Consider the following 20911-nt stretch of genomic DNA (forward strand, 5'->3'; position numbering starts at 1 on the left):
GCGCGATCCTGCTGGGCGGCACGGTGCCCGAGGCCGACCAGATCCAGATGGCCGTAACCACCGCGCAGGGGGTGAACGGGGTGCAGAGCGTGCAGAACGCCCTGCGGGTCCGGGCAATCGGCCAGTAACATCGGCCTCGGGCGCAGCGCGGCGGATGCCATGTCCCGCGCTGTGCCCGATCTCCTGATATTGTCTTCCCAGCTTGCGGGATCGAACCCGCAACGCTTCCGCCAAGGCCCGCGTTAATCTGGCCGCAGGCCGGCCTTAGTTGCTAAAGTTGGACACGCGGACCTGCCGCGCTTTCCTCAGCATATCGACCGGAATCTCGACCAGACCTTCCAGCATGGACGCTTCGAGCGCATTCACAGCGCTGCGCACGACGCGGAAACCGGATCACTTTCGTGCCCGAAAGTGATTCGGCGTCGTGCCTGTGAGCCGCTTGAAAAACCGCGTGAAATAGGCTGGCTCGGTGAAGCCGAGCAGGTCGGCAATCTGGCTCACATTCAGTGTCGTATAAACCAGATTGCGCTTGGCCTCCAGCAACAGCCGCTGATGTACGATTGAAAGCGCACTTTGGCCGGCGGCACGCTGGCAGACCGTATTCAGATACACCGGCGTGACGCCAAGTAATGCGGCGTACTGACTGATGGACAGATGCTCGCGGTAATGCTTTTCGACGAGCCGGGAAAACGCGCCCAGATAGTGCCGGCCGCGATCGAGACGCTCGCTTGCGACATTGCGTTCGTAGTCGCGCCGGCTCACCCATACTACCAGCGCGCTAACGAGCGAGCGCAGCAGCAGATCGCGCGACGGCGCCGGGTTCGCGTATTCGCGGTTCAGCGTGGTACAGAGCGTATCCAGCCACGGCTGATCGTCGCCTACCGGGTAGCAGCCAGGATACTGCAAGGGGAGCCGCCGCCTGTCGCATTGCTCGTGGAGCCAGCCGATCAGCGGCGCCGCGATCGTAATGATGAATCCATCGACCTCCGGGCTGAAATGGAAGCCATGAACGCACATCGGCGGAACGACCTGAAGCGACGGGCGGTCGATCGGCGTCGCTTCGCCCTCCACCTCGAGGACGGCCGTGCCCCGTTGCACGTACAGCAACTGCGCCAGATCCGCGTGCCGATGGCTGCGGATTTCCCAGTCGTGGAGGCTGCTGCGCTCCGGAATCGACTCGCAGTGCAGCAGGTCCGGGGTTCGCCACTCGGCACCTTCGCCGTACAGCTTGAAGACGGGAATGTTCTGCAGGGTCGAGTGAGCCATTTCCGTTTGCCGGGCTTCGCGGGATCACGACGGATATTTGAAAAGTACAATTTTAGTGCGGAATTGTGCCTTATCAAAGCCCGGTATTTAACAAAAAATACAGTCCATCGATGACGGATGCCGCAGCGGGAGTTCTACCTCGACGCACCGCGGCAATGAGCTGAGACGGAGGAGAAGATGGAGACGAGAACAAAGGTTGCGATCATTGGCGCGGGGCCGTCCGGGTTGCTGCTCGGTCAGTTGCTGACCCGGGCGGGCGTGGATAACGTGATCCTCGAACGGCAATCCGGCGAGTATGTGCTTGGCCGAATCCGCGCGGGCGTGCTCGAACAGGGCACAGTCGATCTGATGCGCGAGGCCGGCGTGAGCCGGCGCATGGATGCGGAAGGCCTGGTCCATGATGGCATCGAGCTGGTTTATGGCGGCCGGCGCGATCGCATCGACCTGAAGCGGTTGACGGGGGGCGCTTCGGTGCTCGTGTACGGCCAGACCGAAGTGACGCACGACCTGATGGACGCGCGCGCCGCGAGCGGGGCGACGACGATCTACGAAGCCGGCGACGTCCAGTTGCACGACGTCAAGGGCGAACACCCCTATGTCACGTATGAGAAGGATGGCGAAACGTTCCGGCTCGACTGCGACTACATTGCCGGTTGCGACGGCTATCACGGCGTATCGCGCAAGACCATTCCCGAGCATCTGCTCGCGCATTACGAACGCGTCTATCCTTTCGGCTGGCTCGGCCTGCTTTCGAATACGCCGCCCGTCAACCACGAATTGATTTATGCTCATCACGAGCGTGGCTTTGTGCTTTGCAGCCAGCGCTCGATGACCCGCAGCCGCTACTATCTTCAGGTGCCGTTGACCGAGAAGGCCGACGACTGGTCCGACGAGCGTTTCTGGGGAGAACTGAAGACCCGCTTGCCGAACGATATCGCCGACCACCTCGTGACGGGCCCTTCGCTGGAGAAGAGCGTTGCACCGCTGCGCAGCTATGTGGTCGAGCCGATGCAGTACGGCAAGCTCTTCCTCGTCGGCGACGCTGCCCACATCGTGCCGCCGACGGGCGCGAAAGGGTTGAATCTGGCGGCGAGCGACGTGAGCGCCTTGTATCGCATCTTGCGCCGCGTGTACCAGGACGGTCGCACCGAACTGCTTGAACGCTATTCGGCAATCGCTTTGCGGCGCGTCTGGAAAGCGGAGCGATTTTCGTGGTTCATGACCAATCTGCTGCACGAATTTCCGGACCGCGATGCGTTCGACAAGCGCATGCAGCGCACCGATTACGACTATTACACGGGGTCCGAGGCGGGGCTCAGGACTATCGCCGAGAATTATGTAGGACTGCCGTATGAGGCGATTGAGTGATGGGTTGGTGTGAGGGAGACTTGTGTACCACTTTGACCTTTATTCTCTAAAGTATCCTACTGTAAAGTTAGTGACGAGGCCGCAGGAGAGACCTTGTCGTGAAGAAATCGCAGTTCATGGAAGCCATTTTCTCAAGTTTCAGCTGGTCCGAAAATTCCAGGGCAGGTCAGAGTGCCTGTGCCTCTCCCAGTCCGAGTTGCCGCGGACTTATTCATTTTTCGGAGTACGATTCATAATCATGAAACGTGACGACTGTTAGTGCAATGAGAGTCAGACTGCCCAGAATACGACTTTTCTTCATGCTATTCGGTGTGGCTTGTACGTTATGCTTGATCTGCATGCGTCTCGTCTGCACCGCAGTTATTCCGATACGGTAATGTCGACACGACGGTTCCTGGTTCTGCCCTGACGGGTAGCGTTGTCGGCGGCGGGCTCGGTGTTGCCTTTTCCTGTTGCGGCAACGCGATCGGTCGCGACACCCGCTGCGACCAGGATCTGCACGACTGCCTTTGCACGTGCGTCGGACAGCGCCTGGTTGGAACTGGATTGCGCTTGGGTGAAAGGCTGATTGTCGGTATGGCCAGTGACGAGGACCGTGCCCGGCGTTTTCGCGATCTCCTGTCCGATGGCCGTGATCATTGGTGCAACCCACGGATTGACAGTCGATTCGCCGGCTTCGAAGATACCCTCAAGCCGAAGCGTGAGCATGCTGCGCTGGGCGTTTTCCGCAAGCGTAATGGTGCCGGCCTGCACTTCGTTCGCGAGGCGCCCCGTGAGCCTTGTGGCCAACGCATCGATGAGCGGTATCACCGGAACGGGCGCCTTGACATGCGAGAAACACCAGTGCGCCACACTCGTGGTGATGGCCAGCAGTAGCAGTGCAAGGCAAAGCGCCGCAACGGCAGACCAGAGACGGGATTTCGGAGCGTGTGAGTCCGTGCGCAGATCATCGGGAAGACGCGGTATGGGGAGCGACTGGATGTCGTCCGGCGCCGTTGGCAAGTCCTGTGGATCAGGGTAAATCGCATCGCGAATGTCCGCGCGGACGGCCTCGATCTGATGCTTCCCATCAACGGCAAAGCGGTAACGGCCCTTGAATCCCCGCGCGAAAATCTGCTGGATCACCTCATTGAGGTTGTGATTTCTCTCAGGCTCGCGCATGCAGTCGGTCGCGATCGTGTAGATGCGATCGCGGCCCTGACGGTCGTAGCCAAATGTCGAGGCGAGCCCGTTTGTTTCCCATTCGACCCCGGTTGCCGTGCCATTGCCCCAGTCGGTCAGCGTGGCCGCTTCGTCGAGCGCGGAACAAAGACAATAGCGTGCCTTGTCGACCTGCGGCGGCGGTAGCTGCAATGTGGCGCACACTTTCCCGAATTGCTGCACCTGATAGACAAGCTGCTGCCGATATTGCTCGACGCCAGTTACGTCGAGCCCGGCAGGTGTATCCAACAGCGCATCCAGCAGCGGGCGCGCGGCTTCGAGCAGCGGATTCGATGCGCCTTCGGCCGCGCGCAGGCGTGCGAGCCAGGATGCCTCTGGAGCGGTATCGCGTCGTGCTTCTGGCGAGGCTGCTGCTGCGGTAATGGGCGCCTCGATCAAGGTGAGCCGGTCGGTACCGCGGGGAGTCTTGCAGGCGGCAAACCGGGCGGCGGCCCACTGTCAGCGAGACCGAATACCGGCATCGAACTAGGGCAGCGGAACGTCTTCAGCACGTCGCTCGTGAGCGGATTGGCGACACTACCGGCGGCCGTGATGTCGAGCACAGCGCGCCGCCCGTCGAAGTCGAAGGCGACACGCGTGCGTCCGGGCGTGGCGGTTCCCGTGACGCGCCCTTTGTCCAGCAGGCGCATGAAAGCCCACGGACCGTCGGCCGAAGCCGTTGACGTGTCGGGACGGATACGCGGGTTCGCCGTAATCTCGGCGTGGACACCACCGCGCGGGCCCGGCCAGCTGACGGCGAAGGGCAGGACCGGTCCGTGCCGGTAAAGCAGGGTCTGCCCGTCGATGTCGACCATGAGACCGGTGATGGACGGATCAAGCTCCGGCACCTGGAGACTAGCCTTCCAGGTCATCTGGTTCTGGCCTTGGCCGCTGAAGAAAACGTCACGGATCGCCTTCGCATGCTGGAACGGTTCAAGGTCAGGACCCTGGACGGGCTCAGTCGCACCGGGCAGCGTGCGATAGCGCCACGGCTTGGCCGAGGTATCGACGAACGGCGCCAGAATCTTGCTGAAAAAATCGTCGATGACACCGCCCTGCGCGAACAGTCGTGTGAAGTCGTCGATGCTCACATCGCGCGTGCTACCGGGTGTGAACGGATAGCTGCCCTCGATCGTGAGGCGGCAGGTGTCGCCGATGACCGCGCCCATCTGGCGCGAGAGCAACTGGCCGATGCCCTGGTTGACCTCCTGCGAGCCCTGCTGGGCGAGCTGCAGCAACACCGCACGGAACGGCACGGGCATCGTGTTGGCTGTCATCTTGAGCCTGGCCGCCGTGTCGTTCGCCGGCGGCATGCTGTTGTTGCTGATGGCGTTGTCGGCCACAGTAAGCGCCGTGTAGTAGTCGTTCAGCAGGTTCGTAACGCCGTCCAGCCCGGTCTTGCCCGCCTGCGCCGCGGCGTCGCCGGAGGCCTGCACCTCCGCGTTGCCGGTCACGACCTCGCGCAGCGCAGCGAAGTGGTTGTCGACCAGTTCGCGCTCGACCTGTTCCGAGGCCCGGATGCCCAGTGCAGAATTTGCCTTCTGGCTGATCTGGTCAGTGGTCTTCTGCAGGAGCGAGCCATCGGCCGCGGCGGCGGGCTGCGTGAGCGTCGTCTCATGCACGGCGGCACGGGCGATCCGTGCGAGGGGCGAATCGGGTGCCGCAAAGCCGCGGAGCACTTGCAGGTTGAAGGCGAGACTTGTGCCCGTCACCGTGCGGATGTCGCCGAGGAATGTATCCCATTGCTGGGCGTATTCCGTCAGATATTCGCGGCGGATTGCCTCGGTCAGCGAATCGTCTGCGCCGATTGCCGTGCTTACGATCTCAGCAGTTTTTTTTTGAGCGCCGCCGGGGAGTTCCCCGAGGTATGAGCGCCCCATCACCCAGGCATCGTCGTCGCGTGCGACCTGCACAAATTCCGGCAGACGCTTGTCGAAGAGATTGCGGTAGCCGTCAAACGTGAAGAGGCCTGGCACGCCGCGCGAGAGCGGGGCGCCGCTCGCCCGCGCGAAGACGGTGCCCGCCTGCGGGCCGACCGCGCGGATCAGTGTGAACTCGTCGGGCGCTTCCTTCATCATCGCGGCCTTGGCACGCTCATAGAGCCGGTCGGTCGCATTGCTGCCGTCGAGGAAGGCGCGCGCCTGCTGGACCAGGGCATCGTTGCGGATGAGCGGCGACTGGACCACACGGTCTCCCGAAAAGAGCTGCTGGACGTGGTCGATCATCGAGGCCCGGCCGCCGAACACGGACGCGCTGTCGGTTCTTGCCCAGTCGTTGAGCACCCAAGTCTTGACGTCGTCGGCATTGAACTTCGCCTTGTCGTAGAGCATGAGGTAGACGCGCAGTGCCTCGTAGGTCGCTTTCGGGTCGTTACCGGCGATCGACTGCGAAATGACATCCTCCATCCGATGCACGATCTGCGGCACCAGCAGGTTGTCCTCGAGCGCGTCGTAGGTGTGGCGGCTTTCCGTGACGATATCGGGTGCCGTGTAGAGGCCGTAGCGGAACGTGCTGTCGGGGTCCGAGAGGTCGAGCCCCTGATACGTCGGCAGATACTGCGCTACGCTCAGCGTGTCCGGCACGGCTTCCGGTTTCAGGTCGTGATAGAGCTGTGTTACGCGTGCGGCGAGTGCCTGTGTCTTGCGCTCGATAGTGCTCAGGTAATCGCTATTGTTACTGAAGCTCATGCGCAGCCCGATCGCCAGCCACACGAAGAGCAGCAGGGCGAGCGCGTGACCGATCAGGCGCAGCAGGCGGAAGCGGAACTCCCAGCGCAGGTTTGGACGGACCAGGTGGGCTTCCGGAATCACGATCTTCGTGAACAGGTCGTGCAGGAAGAAGCCTTCACTCGTGGCTTCGCGCAACGAAGTTGTCGGAGCGGCCATGCCTGACATCACCCGCTGCAGGATCGTGCGCCGCTCAGCCACAATCTCGCGACCGGTCTGATCGGCGCTCGTGAAGTATACGCCGCGCAGCGTCGAGTACAGCTGTGTGTCGTCGTATCGCGAATCGAGGAACACGCGCTCGATCAGCTCGACAAGCGGGCCGTTGAGCGCCGCGAACTCCTGCGACAACGCAGCGAGCTTGCGGCGGTAAATCTGGTCGTATTCGTCCTGCAAGCGGGTATTGATGCCGTTGTCGAGACGCTGCACGAGCTGGGCAAGCTCGGAGCGGCAGCGTGCGGTTACCCCTTCCTTCGCAATGGTTTCCTTACCGTAGGGCAGCGTAAAACCCCACGTCTGGGCCCGGCTCTCGCTGGTCAGCGACGAGAAGTATTCGGAGAAGCCGGTGAGCCGGTCTATGCCGGTGACGACCAGATAGACGGGAAACCGGATACCGAGTTCGCCACGTAGTTCGGCCAACCGTGCACGCAGTGCGGCAGCTTCGATCATGCGGCGGCTCTCGTCCTGGCTCACCAGTTCGGTGAGGTTGACGGCAAGCAGCGCGCCGTTGATCGGCGCACGCGGGCGGTGCTTGCGCAGCATGGCAAGAAAGCCGAGCCACTCAGCCGAGTCAACGCGCTGCGAGTCGGTAATCGCCGTGCTGTTTGTCGCGCCCGTTGTCGCCAGTTCTGCCTTGTCTGTAATCTCCCCAGCAGAAGCACCCGGTTGATCTGCACCCTTCGTGGCGTTGCCAGACGTTCCCGCGGCGTTGGCCGCGGGCTTTTGCCCCTCCCCCGAGGGCGTGGCGTACAGGCTGCCGCCGCCCGATCCGTGACGGGTATATCGGCCTGCGGTGTCAATGAGGACGGCATCGTTGGTCAGCCACCAGTCCACGTTTGCAGTGGGCTTCTGCGTTGCCCCGGCCGCGCGCTGCATCTGTTCGGCAACCGGAAACGCGAGGCCCGCATTGAGCAACGCGCTCGTCTTTCCGGACGACTTCGAACCGAGCGCGATATACCACGGCAGTTCGTACAGGTACCGCTTGCCCTGGAACAGGCGCCCGATGCCGCGTGCGCCCGTTCGCATCGCCTTCAGGCGAGCAAGGGCGCTATCCACGATCGCACTGACTTCCTTCAATTGCGCTTTGGCGGGGGAGGGATCCTTCTTGCCACCAAACGTCAGCATCCTGTCGACGAGCGGCCGGTTACTCTTCATCTCCTGCCAGAGACGGAAGAGCCAGTACGCCGCGAAGACGAACAGCACGACCGCGATGGCGATGACACGGGCCGACTCCGATGCAAAGGGCTGGGCCTTGCCGAAAGTGAGCAGCGGCGTGGCGTACCAGATTAGCAGGCACAGCAGCGCCACGACGACCGGGCTCGTTGACAGGTGGGCGAGCCACAGCAGCACGCCCACGAGCAGCAGGGCGATGACAAACACACTCATGCCCGTACTCGCGAGCGGTTTGAGTCCGCCGAACGCGACATAGGGTCCAACGAACCAGATCACCAGCGCGATGACGACGAGCGCGAGGAAGGCGAGGAACTGGCGCGATACCAGAAACGACAGGAATTTTTTCATGCCAGGATGCTGACTGCTTTCATGGTTCGTTATTCCGCGACCGTGATTTCGACGCGGCGGTTCTGTGCTCGGCCTTGCGGCGTGCTGTTGTCGGCCACCGGATCAGCGTCGCCCTTGCCGACGGCCTCCAGGCGGCTCGCCGGGATCCCTGCGGCCTGCAACATCTGCATGACCTGCGTGGCGCGCTCAAGAGACAGCGTGTCATTGGACGCGAACTGGCGGCTCCTGATCGGCACGTTGTCGGTATAGCCCAGCACCGAAACCTTGCCAGGCACCTTGATGATTTCCGCTGCAATCTTCGAGATGAGCGGTCCCACCGATGCATTGACTGAAACACCACCAGGCGGGAACATCGAATCGCCACGGAACGTCACCGCGCTGTGGTGCACGTCTTCGTCGACACTGACCGTGCCGGCCGCGATTTCGTCCTTGAGCAATGTCTTCAGGTGCAGGACGGGTGGTGCCGGCGGTGGCGTCATATGGCCGATGTCCGCAATCTGCTTCTGCACTTCGGCGCTGCGGCCCAGCAGCGCGTATTTGAAGTAACCAAAGCAGCCGAGCAGGATGATGGAGAGCAGGGCGACCGTGATCCACACCGGAAAGTCGTAGAACGAGGCGCGCTGGCCCTTGACATCTGATTGCCAGTGCGGAGAGAGGGCGGTGGGCACGATGCCGCGTCGCGCCGTGATTTCGTTGTAGATGCGCTGGCGCACGGCCTCGTGCTTGCGGTGACCACCTGGCTCAAAGCGGTAGCGGCCTTCGAAGCCGAGGCTCAGGATGCGGTAGATCACCTCGAGCAGATCGAAGTGCTCCTGTGGATCGGCCATCAGGCGGCCGATGAGGAGATAAACTTTGTCGCCACCCTGCCGGTCCTCGTGGAAAATGGTCGCCAGTCCGCGGATCATCCATTCGACGCCAGCGTCTGGCGAATTCTTGTCCCGGCCGGGAGCAGCATTATCTTTTCCAGATTGATCCTTTCCAGGACGCTCCTTGCCGGGTTGCACGGGGGCTGTGGTGTTACCTGTACCCTCGTCGGGCTGGCTGCTCTTGCTGTTCTTGCCCCACGCGGCCTGCATGGCCGCCTCGTCGATCGCCGTACAGAGGCAGTAGCGTGCGCCGAGCATGTGGTCGCGCCGGATACTCGTCTGCTCGCACAGTTTCTGGAAGGCGCGCACTTCCTGCTCAAGCAGTTCGCGCAACTGCTCTACACGCTCACGGTCGAGTTGTTCGGGCATGTCGGCCAATGCCCGCAGCAGGGGGCGCGCGGCCTCAAGCAGCGGGTTACTGGCGGCCTTGACGGCCGCCAGACGCGTCGTGAGCGCTTCGCCGGGTGGCAATTCCCGGCGGGGCGTTGCCTGCTTTTCCTTGACGTCCGGGATTTGCCCGACCGGATCCATCGTTGCGTGTGACATTACTGCAATTCCTTGTCTGCGTATCCGCTACATGCGCGCTCACCTGCCTGGCGAGCGCCGCCGCGCGTGGTTATCCGCGGATGCCCCACAGTTCAAGCTTCAGGGACGGGAAGTCCCCGGCGATGTGCAGCGCGAGACCACCACGGCGTTCGATGTCTTCCCAGAGTTGCCCGGAGCGCGAGAGTTCGTAGTAGATGTAGCCTGCATTGAACGGGATCTGTCGTGGTGGTACCGGTAGTGCCTGCAGTGCAATGCCCGGCAGGTGAGCACGCACTAGATCAGGCAGGCGCTCCGAAGGGCCAAGCTTGGCCTGGGCGGCGAACTGCTGTTGCAGCGTATCGGGCGGCATGGCGGCGCTGACCGCGAGCACGACTGACGTGAAACCCGGGATCTCCGCCGGATCCACCACGGCATTGCGCATGCCGTAGCCGGCATCCCTGAGTTCGATGCTTTGCGCACTGCGGACGAGCACGGCATTGAGCAACTGGTGTGTGTCATCGACGACGGGTTTCAGGCATAGGTGCGGTGCCGTGTGCTGGTATGCCGGATGCGAATCGAGCGGCCGGCGCGTCGCGGTGCGCACGTAGGTTGACAGCTCGCCCGCCATGCTGAGAAGCAGTGCATAAAGATCGGCGGGCGACGTGGTCGGCACGCGGCGCAGATGCTGCAGAAGCGGCTCGTAGCGATTGAGGGTCTGCAGCAGCAGATAGTCCGAGACCTCGGCTGCGGTGCCGGCCTTGCCGTCTGCCCCAGTCAGGCGCTGTGCTAGCGCCGTGGCGCGTAGACGCGTGAGGTCATGGATCCTGGCAAGCCAGCTCGAGAGCAGACTGCTCGCGCCGTATGCCGACACTGGCGGCACGACCGTGTCATCGAGCTCGATGCTGCCGTCGGCCCGAATGGTCTTCACGCGTGTGAGCGCAAGACCGATCCACGCATCGGTCATTTCCTTCTCGGGCACAAGCCGCAGTCGCAGGTTCGACAGCTGGATCATCTGCGAACCTTGGCCGACTGAGTTGGTGTCGCGCAGATCCGTGTTGAAGACAGCGTTGCGTGCGAGCGAATCCGACGCATTGTCGAAGGTCGTCTCTTCGCCGTTGGGCACACGGATGGGGACGGCGAGGTAGATGAGCTGCTCCAGGTGTTCCGGCCGGATCGTGAGTGGCGCGGGCGGCGGAGTACCGCCCGGCGCATCGAAGGGTGTGCCGTCCGGAAAGATACCTGCCGCGGATTTCACGATCACCTTGCCAAGCGCAAGTGCCTCGTCGTCGAGGCCGTAGTGCGTGAAACCAAAGAAGAACGACGAAAGAGGCGCCGCGCGCTTGTGCGCGAAGTGCTCGAGGTAACGCTCCAACTGCTGAAACAGCTGTGGGCGCATGAACTGCCCTTCATACCAGACGACCTTGTTGTGCCAGCTCATGATTCAAGTCTCAGCCTTACGGTTTACTTCTGCGTGTTGTCGGTAATCCTGATCGCGCTGGCGTCAAGATTGATGGTCAGATTCAGTTTTGGCGAGGAGATGCGGTACCACGCTTTCTCGGGTGTCTCCGGTAACACGTATGCGGTTCGCCAGATCGTGTGCGGCAAATCGCGGTATTCGACCAGCACGCCCAGCGTTGTGGTGGTCGCATCGGCATTTCGCCGGATCGTCTGATACTCGCCTGGGCGCAACAGGAATTCGTCACGCTTGACGAGGTCGTCGGCGAGCACCGTCTTGTCCTTGTCCTGCAGCGAGTAATAGTCTGCAGCCTTGAATGCGTTATCGGTTTTCAGTTCATAGACACGCACCACGATAGGCGCGGCCCGTCCCTGGTCATCAGGGTTGACCGTCGTGGCGGCACTGACCGTCAGGTCCAGCCGCAGCGGCTCATGCGGCTTGGGGTCGTCACTCGCACAGGCGGCGAGCAGCAGCGCGAACGCGCAGGCTGTCACGAAGGGAATCAGGCGCATGCGTCAGGGAACATCGGTATAAGTCCTGAAACGTCCTGCGAGGGCACGTACGTACCGGACGTGCCCTCGCAGGGTGGAACAACAACGGGACTGCACGAAGCAGCCAGGTGAGGCTTATGCCTCCTTGTTGCCCTTGATGTCGTAGCTGGCCGTTACCGCACCGCCGCTACCGCCCTGGGCATTCTGCACGACGTATTCCTGCTTGACCTTGGCGAACGAGAGCCGGACATGTTCACGGATTCCGCTGTCGGTGTTGCTGCCGGCCGGGCTCACGTGCGTAACGAGCACGTCGCTCATGGTGATCTTGAGGTATTCGAGCGGATTGCCGCCCGCCTTGCGCACCGTCAGCACGGCCTGGTCGATGTGCTTGCCGGTCAGGCAGTACTTCATCAGGTTGGGGCTGGCGCGGTCGACCGAATGGTCGAACGCCAGATCTTCCACGGTTGCCTTGCCTGCACCGCCGCCCGAGCCGGCGTGCATGCTCGACTGCTGCGAAACCTGCCAGCTCCAGCTGGCCACTTCGATCTCGTTCTTGTGGGACGCGTCGGGCGACTCACCATCGATACCGTCGATCTTGAGGAAAATATCTTGCGCCATCTAAAACTCCTTGAAAATGGTACTGCCGGGTGTGGAGACCGTTAAGTCTCTGTAAATAACCTGTCTCCGAATTGCTGGCCTGCAGCGTCAAGGTTGGCCGGCAACCGGATTCTGGATGTGATGCAGCGCTTCCAGACACTGAGTGCGAAACGGTACGCGGTCCGAAGGTTTGACGCGTGTCACAGCGGGAATGGTCCGGTCCAGATATTCGCGGACTTCCTGCGCAGAAGGTTCGATGAACGGCACACCACACACAGCCGCCGGGTTGATAACCGGACCATCGTTGAGGGCAGCGAGCACCACCGCCGGATTCTTTGGCAACGCCGTGGCCAACGCGACAGTCAGGCCGGTCGAATCACCGGCGTCAGTTCCCTGTGCCAGGCCGGATGCCAGGCGCACCCATGCGGTGTTCCCAGTGGCGATCCTGTCGAGCACTGTATCGAACATCCCTCTCCGGTCGAGCGCTTGCACGGTCGCTTTTGCTCCGCGTGTATGGATCTCCTGATCCAGTTGCGAAGGTGTCAACGTTGCAGCGAACACGGGTACGCCAAGAAAGAGAAGCACGAGCGCGTATGGACGTCTTCGTATCATCGAACCACAAGCTCACGATCGGTACTGCGATTGATCTGGTCGCGCACAGTGCGCGGCAAGCTGATGCAGCCGTTGGACGCCGTATGCGTCAGGTTATCGCCATGGATCAGGAACGCGCTGCGCCCAAACATATTCGTACCCGCCTGCGGTGTCAGGTCCATCGATACCGGGCCAGTGTGGGGCGAGTGGCGCGCATTACCGATGCTATAGCGCCCACGCGGGATGGGGCCGACATTGGGTGTCTGTCCCATTGCGCCGTTGTTGCGACCGAGTCCAGCACCGGAATAGGTATTGCTGGCTATCGGATGTCCCTGCGGGTCAGTCAGGGAGCCTGTCGACTGGATATATGTCCACGGCATTGCTTGTTCCTCTTTAAGTCTGGAAAAGTAGAAACCAACCTGCTTACGCTTACTGCTACCGATGGAACCGAAGGTGCCTTTCGCGAGTCGCCCTCGATACACACAGGCTTCAGATACGGACTACCCGCATTGCACATTCATGACGAGTGCACCCTTGACGTCCACGGCGCCCGGGGCGATCAGCGGCGCGGCAATGAGGATGACAGGGGACAGACTGATCAAGGACGTTTTCATGCGTGGACTCCTTGTGAAGGAATGCGGTCCAAGCCATCGACCCCGATATGCCGATGGCCCATCTGTGCCTGTTATGCGGCTTCCTTGATCGACGGCAGCTTGGCGACCAGACGCAGCGAAACCGTCAAACCTTCAAGCTGGAAGTGAGGACGCAGGAAGAACTTTGCCTGGTAGTACCCAGGGTTGCCTTCCACGTCCTCGACAACCACTTCAGCCGCGGCCAGCGGTCGACGGGCCTTGGTTTCCTGCGACGAGTTGGCTGGATCGGCATCGACGTAGTTCATGATCCATTCGTTGAGCCAGCGCTGCATGTCCTCGCGCTCACGGAACGTGCCGATCTTGTCGCGTACGATGCACTTCAGGTAGTGCGCAAAGCGCGAGCAGGCGAACAGATACGGCAGGCGTGCCGAGAGGTTCGCGTTGGCCGTTGCGTCAGCATCGGTGTACTCAGCCGGTTTCTGCATCGACTGGGCGCCGATGAATGTCGCATGGTCCGTGTTCTTGCGGTGGATGAGCGGAATGAAACCGTTCTTCGACAACTCTGCCTCGCGGCGGTCCGAGATAGCGATTTCGGTCGGGCATTTCATGTCGATTCCGCCGTCGTCCGTCGGGAACGTGTGGCACGGCAGGCTTTCGACCGTGCCGCCCGACTCGACGCCGCGGATCAGCGAGCACCAGCCGTAAAGCTTGAACGAACGATTGATGTTCACGCCCATCGCGTAGGCCGCGTTCGCCCACGCGTAACGGCGATGATCCGAACCGTTCGTCTCCTCCTCAAAGTCAAATTCGTCGACAGGATTCGTTTTCGCGCCATACGGCAGGCGGGCCAGGAAGCGCGGCATTGCAAGACCGACATAGCGGGCATCGTCAGTGTTGCGCAGCGAATTCCAGGGAGCGTATTCGAGATTCTGCGTGAAGATCTTCGTGAGGTCGCGCGGATTGGCGAGTTCCTGCCACGATTCCATCTGAAGAACCGATGGCGACGCGCCCGAGATGAAGGGTGCGTGCGCGGCGGCCGAGATCTTCGCGATCGAACCCAACAGGTCGACATCGGGCGGGGTGTGGTCGAAATAGTAGTCTGCGACGAGGCAGCCGTACGGCTCGCCGCCGAGCTGACCGTATTCCTCTTCGTAGATTTGCTTGAAGAGCGGGCTCTGGTCCCATGCTAGGCCCTTGTAGCGCTTCATTGTGCGGCGCAGCTCGTCCTTCGAGATATCCATGAAGCGGATCTTGAGGCGCTCGTCCGTCTCCGTGTTCGAGACGAGGTGATGCAGGCCGCGCCATGCCGATTCGAGCTTCTGGTAATCGTCGTGGTGCAGGATGAGGTTGGTCTGTTCGGAGAGCTTATGATCGATCTGCGCGATGATCGCGGTAATGCTCTTGTAGGCGTCGTCGCTGATGGTGGCCGATTGCAGCAGCGCCTGTTCGGCGAGCGTCTGGACCGCAAGTTCGACGGCTTCGCGGGCCCGGTCAGTCTTCGGGCGGAATTCCTGATTGAGCAGCTGGCTAAAATCCGACTGGGTCTCGACGGCGGCGCTTGCGGCCTGTGCTTGCTGTTTTGTCATGGCTTGTCTCTTGGGATATCCTGTCGATCAGTTCGCGCTGCCAGTTTCCGTGGCTTGCGCTGCATCGTCTGTCGCCTGCGGCTTCGGTGCGGAAGCGAGCGACTTGAGGAGTCCCGGGTCCTGGAGCAGTTGGTTCACGAGCGATTCCGCTCCCGACTTGCCGTCCATGTACGTCTGCAGGTTCGCGAGTTGCGTGCGTGCGTCGAGCAGTTTGCGCAGCGGCTCAACCTTGCGTGCGATAGCCGCAGGCGAGAAGTCCTCGATGCTCTCGAAAGTCATGTCGACCATGATCTGGCCTTCGCCCGTGAGCGTGTTCGGTACGGCGAATGCGACACGCGGCCGGATGGCCTTCATCCTTTCATCGAAATTGTCAATATCAATGTCGAGAAAGCGGCGGTCTGCCACAGCAGGCAGCGATTCGACCGGCTTGCCGGAGAGGTCGGCAAGCACGCCCATCACGAACGGCAACTCGACCTTCTTTTCGGAACCGTAGACTTCGACGTCGTACTCGATCTGCACGCGCGGCGCGCGGTTGCGTGCAATGAACTTCTGCGAACTGCTAGCGGACATGGGGAAACTCCCGTGAGCGGAGGTAAAAGGTCGGCAGCATCAGAGGGCCTGCCCGACAGGGAAAGATTCTTCGGTTTCTGCGTTGAGGTCATCGGTCCGGCTGGCCGACTCCGCCGATGGAAAGCGGAACAGCAGCGCGGTGGCCGGCGGCGCATCACGATCGCCCAGGGCGATATCAATGCTTGAAAGGGGCTGCTTCGACGAGAACGCATCGAGCCACAGGGTCGAAAGACGGGGCAGGATGTGCTGCTCGATGAAGCCGATCAGCACGCGGGCGCCCGTCTCCTGCACGAGGCGTCGTCCGGCGATGTAATCGACGACCGCCTCGTCATAGGTAAGCACGATCTGGTGCGTTTCAGCCATGCGTTTCACGACGCGATCCAGATGCAGGCGCACGATGCGGGCGAGCGACATGCTGGCGAGCGGGCGGTACGGCACGACAGCGACGCGACCGAGGAATGCAGCCGGGAAGACCTTGAGCAACTCGGGCGTGAGCGCATCGCGCAGGGCCTCTGCTGCGGGCGCGAGCGACGGGTCGGCGCACAGGCTCGCGGTCAGTTCAGCCCCCACGTTACTGGTCAGCAGGATCGTCGTGTTGCGGAAGTCGATGTACCGGCCATCACCGTCCTCCATGTAGCCCTTGTCGAATACCTGGAAGAACAATTCGTGGACGTCACGGTGCGCCTTCTCAATCTCGTCAAGGAGTACCACCGAGTAGGGGCGACGGCGCACGGCTTCCGTCAGCACACCGCCTTCACCATAACCGACGTAGCCCGGCGGCGCGCCCTTGAGGCCAGAGACTGTGTGAGCCTCCTGGTACTCGCTCATGTTGATGGCGATCAAGTTCTGCTCGCCACCATAGAGTGCTTCGGCGATCGCAAGCGCCGTTTCGGTTTTGCCGATGCCGGAAGGTCCTGTGAGCAGGAATACGCCGAGCGGCTTTTTCGGGTCCGTGAGACCGGCACGGGCTGTCTGCACGCGCTCACCAATCTGGTGAAGTGCGTCGGTCTGGCCGATCACACGTGCCTCGAGTGTCGCGGGCAACGTGCGAACTGCTGCGATTTCGTTCGTCACCATGCGGCCCACCGGAATACCGGTCCAGTCCGACACGATCTCGGCGACGATGGTTTCATCAACTTCCGGGAACACGTAGGGTGTTTCACCCTGCAGTTCCGAGAACTGCGCATCAAGATCGCGCAGTGAACCAACCGCTTCCCGGTCGCCTGACATGGCCGCCTCGCGCGCACCCGCAAGCGCCTTCAAGGCGTCGAGCTGGGTACGCCATCGTCCTTCGATGGTTGTCATGTCACAGGTCAGGGTTTCGATGCGCTCGCTGACCGAAGCGATGGCGCGATCCGCATCGAGACCAATGCGTGCTTCCTGCTGCAGCAGGTCGCGCTCGACGATTGCCGCACGCAGGCGCTCGGACAGGCTTTGCATTTCGCGCGGTGGCGAGTGCTGCGAGAGCGCCACACGTGCGCAGGCCGTATCGAGCAAACTGATTGCCTTGTCCGGCAACTGCCGCGAGGGAATGTAGCGATGTGAAAGGGTTACCGCGGCGCGGATGGCTTCATCGAGCACCGTGACACCATGATGCTTCGCGAACATTTGCGCGAGACCCCGCACCATGTCAATGGCGGCCAGTTCCTCAGGCTCGAGAACCTGCAATACCTGAAAGCGACGGGTGAGCGCCGGATCCTTCTCGATGTGTCGCTTGTACTCGGTCCACGTCGTCGCTCCGATGGTACGGATCGTGCCGCGTGCAAGCGCCGGCTTGAGCAGGTTGGCCGCATCGCCAGTACCGGCGTGCCCGCCCGCGCCGATCAGCGTATGGACTTCGTCGACGAAGAGAATGACCGGGACGGGCGACTTTGCGGCCGCTTCGAGCACGCTCTTCAGGCGCGCCTCGAACTCACCCTTCATACTTGCACCGGCAAGGAGCGCACCGACGTCGAGGCTCAGTAGTCGCACACAGGCAAGCTTGGGCGGCACTTCACCATTGGCGATCGCCAGCGCAAGCCCCTCAACGACGGCTGTCTTGCCGACACCGGCTTCACCCGTAAGTAGCGGGTTGTTCTGCCGTCGGCGCAGCAGCACGTCAATCATCGTGCGGATTTCGAGCTCGCGCCCGACGACGGGATCGATCTCACCGGCGCTTGCACGGGCAGTCAAGTCCGTGCAGTACTGCTCGAACATGGAGCCTTTCGATGTACCAGGCAGCGCCTGGGACGCCTCGCCAGGAAGGGCGGGGGTGTAGTCGCTGTTGTCGTGCGGAGCTTCACTCGCTTCTGGCGACCCGTCAATCCATGCGGGTAGCGCTTCGGTCAAACCGTCTACGGGAATTTTCGCAAAGGCAGACGAGATGGAAAGGAGAACGCGCCGTAGTTCAGGTGTTGTCACCAGGGCCACCAGCAGCCACGCGCTGCGGATGCGCTGGTCGTTCATGCTCAGTGTTGCAATAACCCAGGCCCGCTCGATGGCGATATCGATGTGGTGCGAGAAGTCGATGACAGAACTTGCATTAGAGGGCAGCGTCACCAATGCATGCGCGATGTCGCAATCCACTATCGTGCGCTCGATGCCGCAGTGTCGCAACGCGCGATACAGGTCGGAATCGGGCTGTTGCAGGATCTGGTGCAACCAATGCACCAGTTCGACGTACGGATTGCCTCTAAGCTTGCAATACGCTGTCGCGGATTCAGCATTCCTAAACAGTGTGATACCCATCTTTCCAAACAGTGCCTGACGGGAAATCGTCATGATTTTTTCCAGGATTGTCTTTGATTTCATTCTTGTTGCGCTTCGCCACCCTTGGAAATCGCATATTGCGGTATGCACCGTGTGCTTTTACCGCAATTGCCTGGTGCCTCCTTCTTCCCCGGGTAAATACGACGAAGAATAGCCCCTTCTGGACATCTGGGACTATTTCCACGTCGAACTTTAATTCTTTATGTCCGCGCTCGTCAACGATATAAATTCAGGATGTTTGCTCTAAATTTCAATCTCGAATATCTCAAAAATAATTTTTCGATATTTAGTGCTTCGACTACAGAAAATTGGCAATCTCAGTCAATAACGGGATTCTTAATTTTCTCAACATTAATGCGAAAATTTGCCCCATATCAGAATTTTTTCGATATTCAACAATTATTTAACAATATGCGATTCGAATAAAAAGATATGCTTTCATGAGACCACAGTGGACGAACGTGCGATTACTATGTTTAAAATGCGCATCTTCGATGTATATTCCAGCCACTGTCTCATGAACATCCTCCGGTTGCTTCATCGTCGTGAATTGCCTGTGACGCGCGCCGAGCCGCGCACACTTTCTTTTGAGAATACCGCCGGGCAAAAGCATGCGGAAATGCCGGAAATGAACGACGGCGCGTTGTTGATGTTTGATACGCATCAGACTCACGCGGATTTGCACGGGAGTAAGGCGATCTTTGGTCTCATCGGATCACGCCCGGTGATGGAGCCGCGCGCTGTGTCCCGGACATCGACACGCGTAGATGGTGATGATCTGATCGCCAGCTTGCATAGGCAGTACTGCCAGGCACTGGACAATCCACTCGGACCAGGGGTCGAGGCTGACTGGGAATCCACGACCGGATCTGAACGGTACGCCCGTGGAGATTCGGGTCTGCCTGATGATCCGCGTCGCCCCAATGCCGGCCTGGATTCAATCGAAGCACTGCTCTCTGGCGCACAACTGCTGGACCATGCATTTGGCCCGCTGAAAGAGAGCGATATCGGAAACCTGCCGGAGTCGGAATCCGTGCCGGAGATCCTGCGCCTTTTTGCGCCACCGGAATACCTGGCTTCGGCCTGGCGTTCGATGGCGACCCTGCCGCCTGCACTCGCCCGGCGCGACCATCATTCACCCGGTATTGACAGCCCGCTGCCAATGCCCCAAGTGAGCTCGACCGTGGATACACCATGATGATTTCGCTGCATGCAAGCATGGATGACGTGCAGGGCATGATACGCAGTCAGCCCGCCGTTGCGGACCACCGCTGGATGCTGTTCCAGCTGCTTTGCGTAATGGAACAATGGGAGCGGGCGATCCAGCAACTCCAGATCTTTGCGCAGTTGAGTCCCGGGCAGGCCCAGGTGGCGCAGGCATACCGGGACCTGATCCGCGCCGAGCGTTGGCGTGCGAAAGTCATGGGTGGACTCGCGCAGCCCGGCTTCGTCATCGATCCGCCATCGTGGGCGCAAGGCCTCGTCGAGGCACTGCGCCTGGGTGCAGCGGGAGAACCAGACGCTGCCGATGACATGCGTGAAGCCGCGCTGGATCAGGCTCCCCTGACGAGCGGTCTTGGTGCAGCCCATCCGTTTGAGTGGATCGCGGACAGCGACTCGCGTCTTGGGCCCGTCTGCGAGGTCATTACGGCAGGCCGCTATCGCTGGCTGCCTTTCTCCGACATCTCGGCCTGGGAACTCGGCCGGCCGACGGCACTGGTGGATCTCGTCTGGGCGCCGTGCTCGATCGCGCTCGTCGACGGTTCGACGGTCCGTGGCTTTATGCCTGCCCGTTTTCCCGCTATCGCGGATACAACCCACGATGACGCCACGCAGGATGCGCTGCGCCTCGGCAATACGACGATCTGGGCAGCGGCCGGTCGTACAGGCGTGATTGCCCAGGGCCGCAAAACCTGGGCGACGAGCGTTGGCGATATCGGCCTGTTCGAACTCGATGTCTGTACGTTTGCCCAGGATGCCGATCCCAGACCGGCCGACGGCATCGCTGAGGTTGCGCTATCCGGCGAGGGGGGCGCTCATGGAGGAGCGTAAGCGCAAGACCGGGGCCGCAAACACGACCACGGCTCCGCGGCGACCGAATGCCTGGTTGATGCCAACGCTGCTGGACAGGTTGCGCGATGATGCGCCACACCGGCAGCATGAGGCGCCAGGCGAATACGCAGTCACCCGCTCGCAGATGCGAGACATCGTCCAGCGCGATCTCGCCTATCTGCTCAATACGACCAACATCGAAGAGCAGATCGATCGCGCCCGCTACCCGGAAGCGGCGGCCTCGACGGTGAACTTCGGTGTGCCGGCGCTGGCCGGCAAATTCATGGCAACCCGCCAGTGGGCGGACATTGAAAGCATCATCAAACAGGCGATCACCGATTTCGAGCCGCGCCTGGTTCCAGACAGCCTCAGCGTATCGCCGTTGGCGGACAAGAAGGGTGAAGTTCAGTACAACGCATTGGCGTTTGAGGTGCGCGGCCTGATCAGCATGGATCCTTATCCCCTGGAATTCATGGTGCAGAGCTCACTCGATCTGGAGACCAGTCAGCTCAGCGTCAGCGGCGCTCACGCCGTCTGAA

17 protein-coding genes are annotated in these 20911 nt (G+C 61.3%); 5 read left to right on the forward strand and 12 right to left on the reverse strand.

All coding sequences use genetic code 11. The annotated features are described in order from the left end of the window. Window positions 1-11 precede the first annotated feature (11 nt). Window positions 12-128, forward strand: coding sequence for a BON domain-containing protein (locus V8683_RS27685; protein ID WP_462880705.1), 117 nt, complete (start codon window positions 12-14; stop codon window positions 126-128). Between the two features lie 265 nt (window positions 129-393). Here the strand turns inward: V8683_RS27685 and V8683_RS27690 are convergent, their stop codons facing one another. Next, window positions 394-1266 carry a helix-turn-helix domain-containing protein gene (locus V8683_RS27690; protein ID WP_411192996.1) on the reverse strand — a complete coding sequence of 291 codons (873 nt, stop codon included), beginning with the start codon at window positions 1264-1266 and terminating at the stop codon, window positions 394-396. Window positions 1267-1443: 177 nt separating this feature from the next. Here V8683_RS27690 and pobA point away from each other — a divergent pair, with 177 nt between their 5' ends. Further along, on the forward strand, window positions 1444-2634 hold the full coding sequence (pobA, locus tag V8683_RS27695) for a 4-hydroxybenzoate 3-monooxygenase (protein WP_411192997.1): 1191 nt from the start codon (window positions 1444-1446) through the stop codon (window positions 2632-2634). Between the two features lie 360 nt (window positions 2635-2994). On the opposite strand, the gene V8683_RS27700 is transcribed toward pobA, so the two are convergent. The 11 genes from V8683_RS27700 to tssH all read right to left on the reverse strand — a co-directional run bounded on the left by V8683_RS27700 (window position 2995) and on the right by tssH (window position 18332). Next, the gene (locus V8683_RS27700) at window positions 2995-4233 is read right to left on the reverse strand and encodes a DotU/TssL family secretion system protein (protein WP_411192998.1); all 1239 of its coding nucleotides are present in this window, start codon (window positions 4231-4233) and stop codon (window positions 2995-2997) included. After that, a complete protein-coding gene (tssM, locus tag V8683_RS27705; protein WP_411192999.1) occupies window positions 4230-8297 on the reverse strand; it encodes a type VI secretion system membrane subunit TssM in 4068 nt (1355 codons plus the stop codon). The genes V8683_RS27700 and tssM overlap by 4 nt, the downstream gene beginning before the upstream one ends. 29 nt (window positions 8298-8326) lie before the next feature. Further along, window positions 8327-9694, reverse strand: coding sequence for a type VI secretion system protein TssL, long form (gene tssL, locus V8683_RS27710; RefSeq protein WP_411193539.1), 1368 nt, complete (start codon window positions 9692-9694; stop codon window positions 8327-8329). Window positions 9695-9779: 85 nt separating this feature from the next. After that, window positions 9780-11126, reverse strand: a complete 1347-nt coding sequence (gene tssK, locus V8683_RS27715; RefSeq protein ID WP_411193000.1) for a type VI secretion system baseplate subunit TssK — start codon at window positions 11124-11126, stop codon at window positions 9780-9782. 23 nt (window positions 11127-11149) lie between these two features. Continuing rightward, on the reverse strand, window positions 11150-11656 hold the full coding sequence (gene tssJ, locus V8683_RS27720) for a type VI secretion system lipoprotein TssJ (RefSeq protein WP_411193001.1): 507 nt from the start codon (window positions 11654-11656) through the stop codon (window positions 11150-11152). A gap of 114 nt (window positions 11657-11770) precedes the next feature. Beyond that, window positions 11771-12253: an Hcp family type VI secretion system effector gene (locus V8683_RS27725; RefSeq protein ID WP_411193002.1), complete on the reverse strand. Its 483-nt coding sequence runs from the start codon at window positions 12251-12253 to the stop codon at window positions 11771-11773. Window positions 12254-12340: 87 nt separating this feature from the next. Next, window positions 12341-12793, reverse strand: a complete 453-nt coding sequence (locus V8683_RS27730) for a hypothetical protein (RefSeq protein WP_411193003.1) — start codon at window positions 12791-12793, stop codon at window positions 12341-12343. A gap of 47 nt (window positions 12794-12840) precedes the next feature. After that, window positions 12841-13203 carry a tlde1 domain-containing protein gene (locus V8683_RS27735; protein WP_411193004.1) on the reverse strand — a complete coding sequence of 121 codons (363 nt, stop codon included), beginning with the start codon at window positions 13201-13203 and terminating at the stop codon, window positions 12841-12843. 305 nt (window positions 13204-13508) lie between these two features. Next, the gene (gene tssC, locus V8683_RS27740) at window positions 13509-15002 is read right to left on the reverse strand and encodes a type VI secretion system contractile sheath large subunit (protein ID WP_411193005.1); all 1494 of its coding nucleotides are present in this window, start codon (window positions 15000-15002) and stop codon (window positions 13509-13511) included. 27 nt (window positions 15003-15029) lie between these two features. Then, window positions 15030-15572, reverse strand: coding sequence for a type VI secretion system contractile sheath small subunit (gene tssB / locus V8683_RS27745; protein WP_411193006.1), 543 nt, complete (start codon window positions 15570-15572; stop codon window positions 15030-15032). A 39-nt stretch (window positions 15573-15611) separates the two neighbouring features. Then, complete coding sequence (gene tssH, locus V8683_RS27750) at window positions 15612-18332, reverse strand: type VI secretion system ATPase TssH (RefSeq protein WP_411193007.1); 2721 nt, start codon at window positions 18330-18332, stop codon at window positions 15612-15614. A 439-nt stretch (window positions 18333-18771) separates the two neighbouring features. On the opposite strand from tssH, the gene V8683_RS27755 reads away from it, so the two are divergent. Genes V8683_RS27755 through tssE form a run of 3 tightly spaced genes read left to right on the forward strand, consistent with a single transcriptional unit; the run spans window position 18772 to window position 20910 of the window. Further along, a complete protein-coding gene (locus V8683_RS27755) occupies window positions 18772-19518 on the forward strand; it encodes a TagK domain-containing protein (protein WP_411193008.1) in 747 nt (248 codons plus the stop codon). Next, the gene (locus V8683_RS27760) at window positions 19515-20372 is read left to right on the forward strand and encodes a type VI secretion system accessory protein TagJ (RefSeq protein ID WP_411193009.1); all 858 of its coding nucleotides are present in this window, start codon (window positions 19515-19517) and stop codon (window positions 20370-20372) included. The genes V8683_RS27755 and V8683_RS27760 overlap by 4 nt, the downstream gene beginning before the upstream one ends. Continuing rightward, window positions 20359-20910: a type VI secretion system baseplate subunit TssE gene (gene tssE, locus V8683_RS27765; RefSeq protein ID WP_411193010.1), complete on the forward strand. Its 552-nt coding sequence runs from the start codon at window positions 20359-20361 to the stop codon at window positions 20908-20910. The genes V8683_RS27760 and tssE overlap by 14 nt, the downstream gene beginning before the upstream one ends. Window position 20911 lies beyond the last annotated feature (1 nt).

The organism is Paraburkholderia sp. AV2, from assembly GCF_054968425.1.

What these genes read in the sequence shown, in the direction of transcription:
- tssH (WP_411193007.1), bottom strand. Translation starts at nt 18,332, where the DNA reads ATGACGATTTCCCGTCAGGCACTGTTTGGAAAGATGGGTATCACACTG.
- V8683_RS27725 (WP_411193002.1), bottom strand. Translation starts at nt 12,253, where the DNA reads ATGGCGCAAGATATTTTCCTCAAGATCGACGGTATCGATGGTGAGTCG.
- tssK (WP_411193000.1), bottom strand. Translation starts at nt 11,126, where the DNA reads ATGAGCTGGCACAACAAGGTCGTCTGGTATGAAGGGCAGTTCATGCGC.
- tssL (WP_411193539.1), bottom strand. Translation starts at nt 9,694, where the DNA reads ATGGATCCGGTCGGGCAAATCCCGGACGTCAAGGAAAAGCAGGCAACG.
- V8683_RS27690 (WP_411192996.1), bottom strand. Translation starts at nt 1,266, where the DNA reads ATGGCTCACTCGACCCTGCAGAACATTCCCGTCTTCAAGCTGTACGGC.
- tssM (WP_411192999.1), bottom strand. Translation starts at nt 8,297, where the DNA reads ATGAAAAAATTCCTGTCGTTTCTGGTATCGCGCCAGTTCCTCGCCTTC.
- tssJ (WP_411193001.1), bottom strand. Translation starts at nt 11,656, where the DNA reads ATGCGCCTGATTCCCTTCGTGACAGCCTGCGCGTTCGCGCTGCTGCTC.
- V8683_RS27735 (WP_411193004.1), bottom strand. Translation starts at nt 13,203, where the DNA reads ATGCCGTGGACATATATCCAGTCGACAGGCTCCCTGACTGACCCGCAG.
- pobA (WP_411192997.1), top strand. Translation starts at nt 1,444, where the DNA reads ATGGAGACGAGAACAAAGGTTGCGATCATTGGCGCGGGGCCGTCCGGG.
- V8683_RS27760 (WP_411193009.1), top strand. Translation starts at nt 19,515, where the DNA reads ATGATGATTTCGCTGCATGCAAGCATGGATGACGTGCAGGGCATGATA.
- tssC (WP_411193005.1), bottom strand. Translation starts at nt 15,002, where the DNA reads ATGACAAAACAGCAAGCACAGGCCGCAAGCGCCGCCGTCGAGACCCAG.
- tssE (WP_411193010.1), top strand. Translation starts at nt 20,359, where the DNA reads ATGGAGGAGCGTAAGCGCAAGACCGGGGCCGCAAACACGACCACGGCT.
- tssB (WP_411193006.1), bottom strand. Translation starts at nt 15,572, where the DNA reads ATGTCCGCTAGCAGTTCGCAGAAGTTCATTGCACGCAACCGCGCGCCG.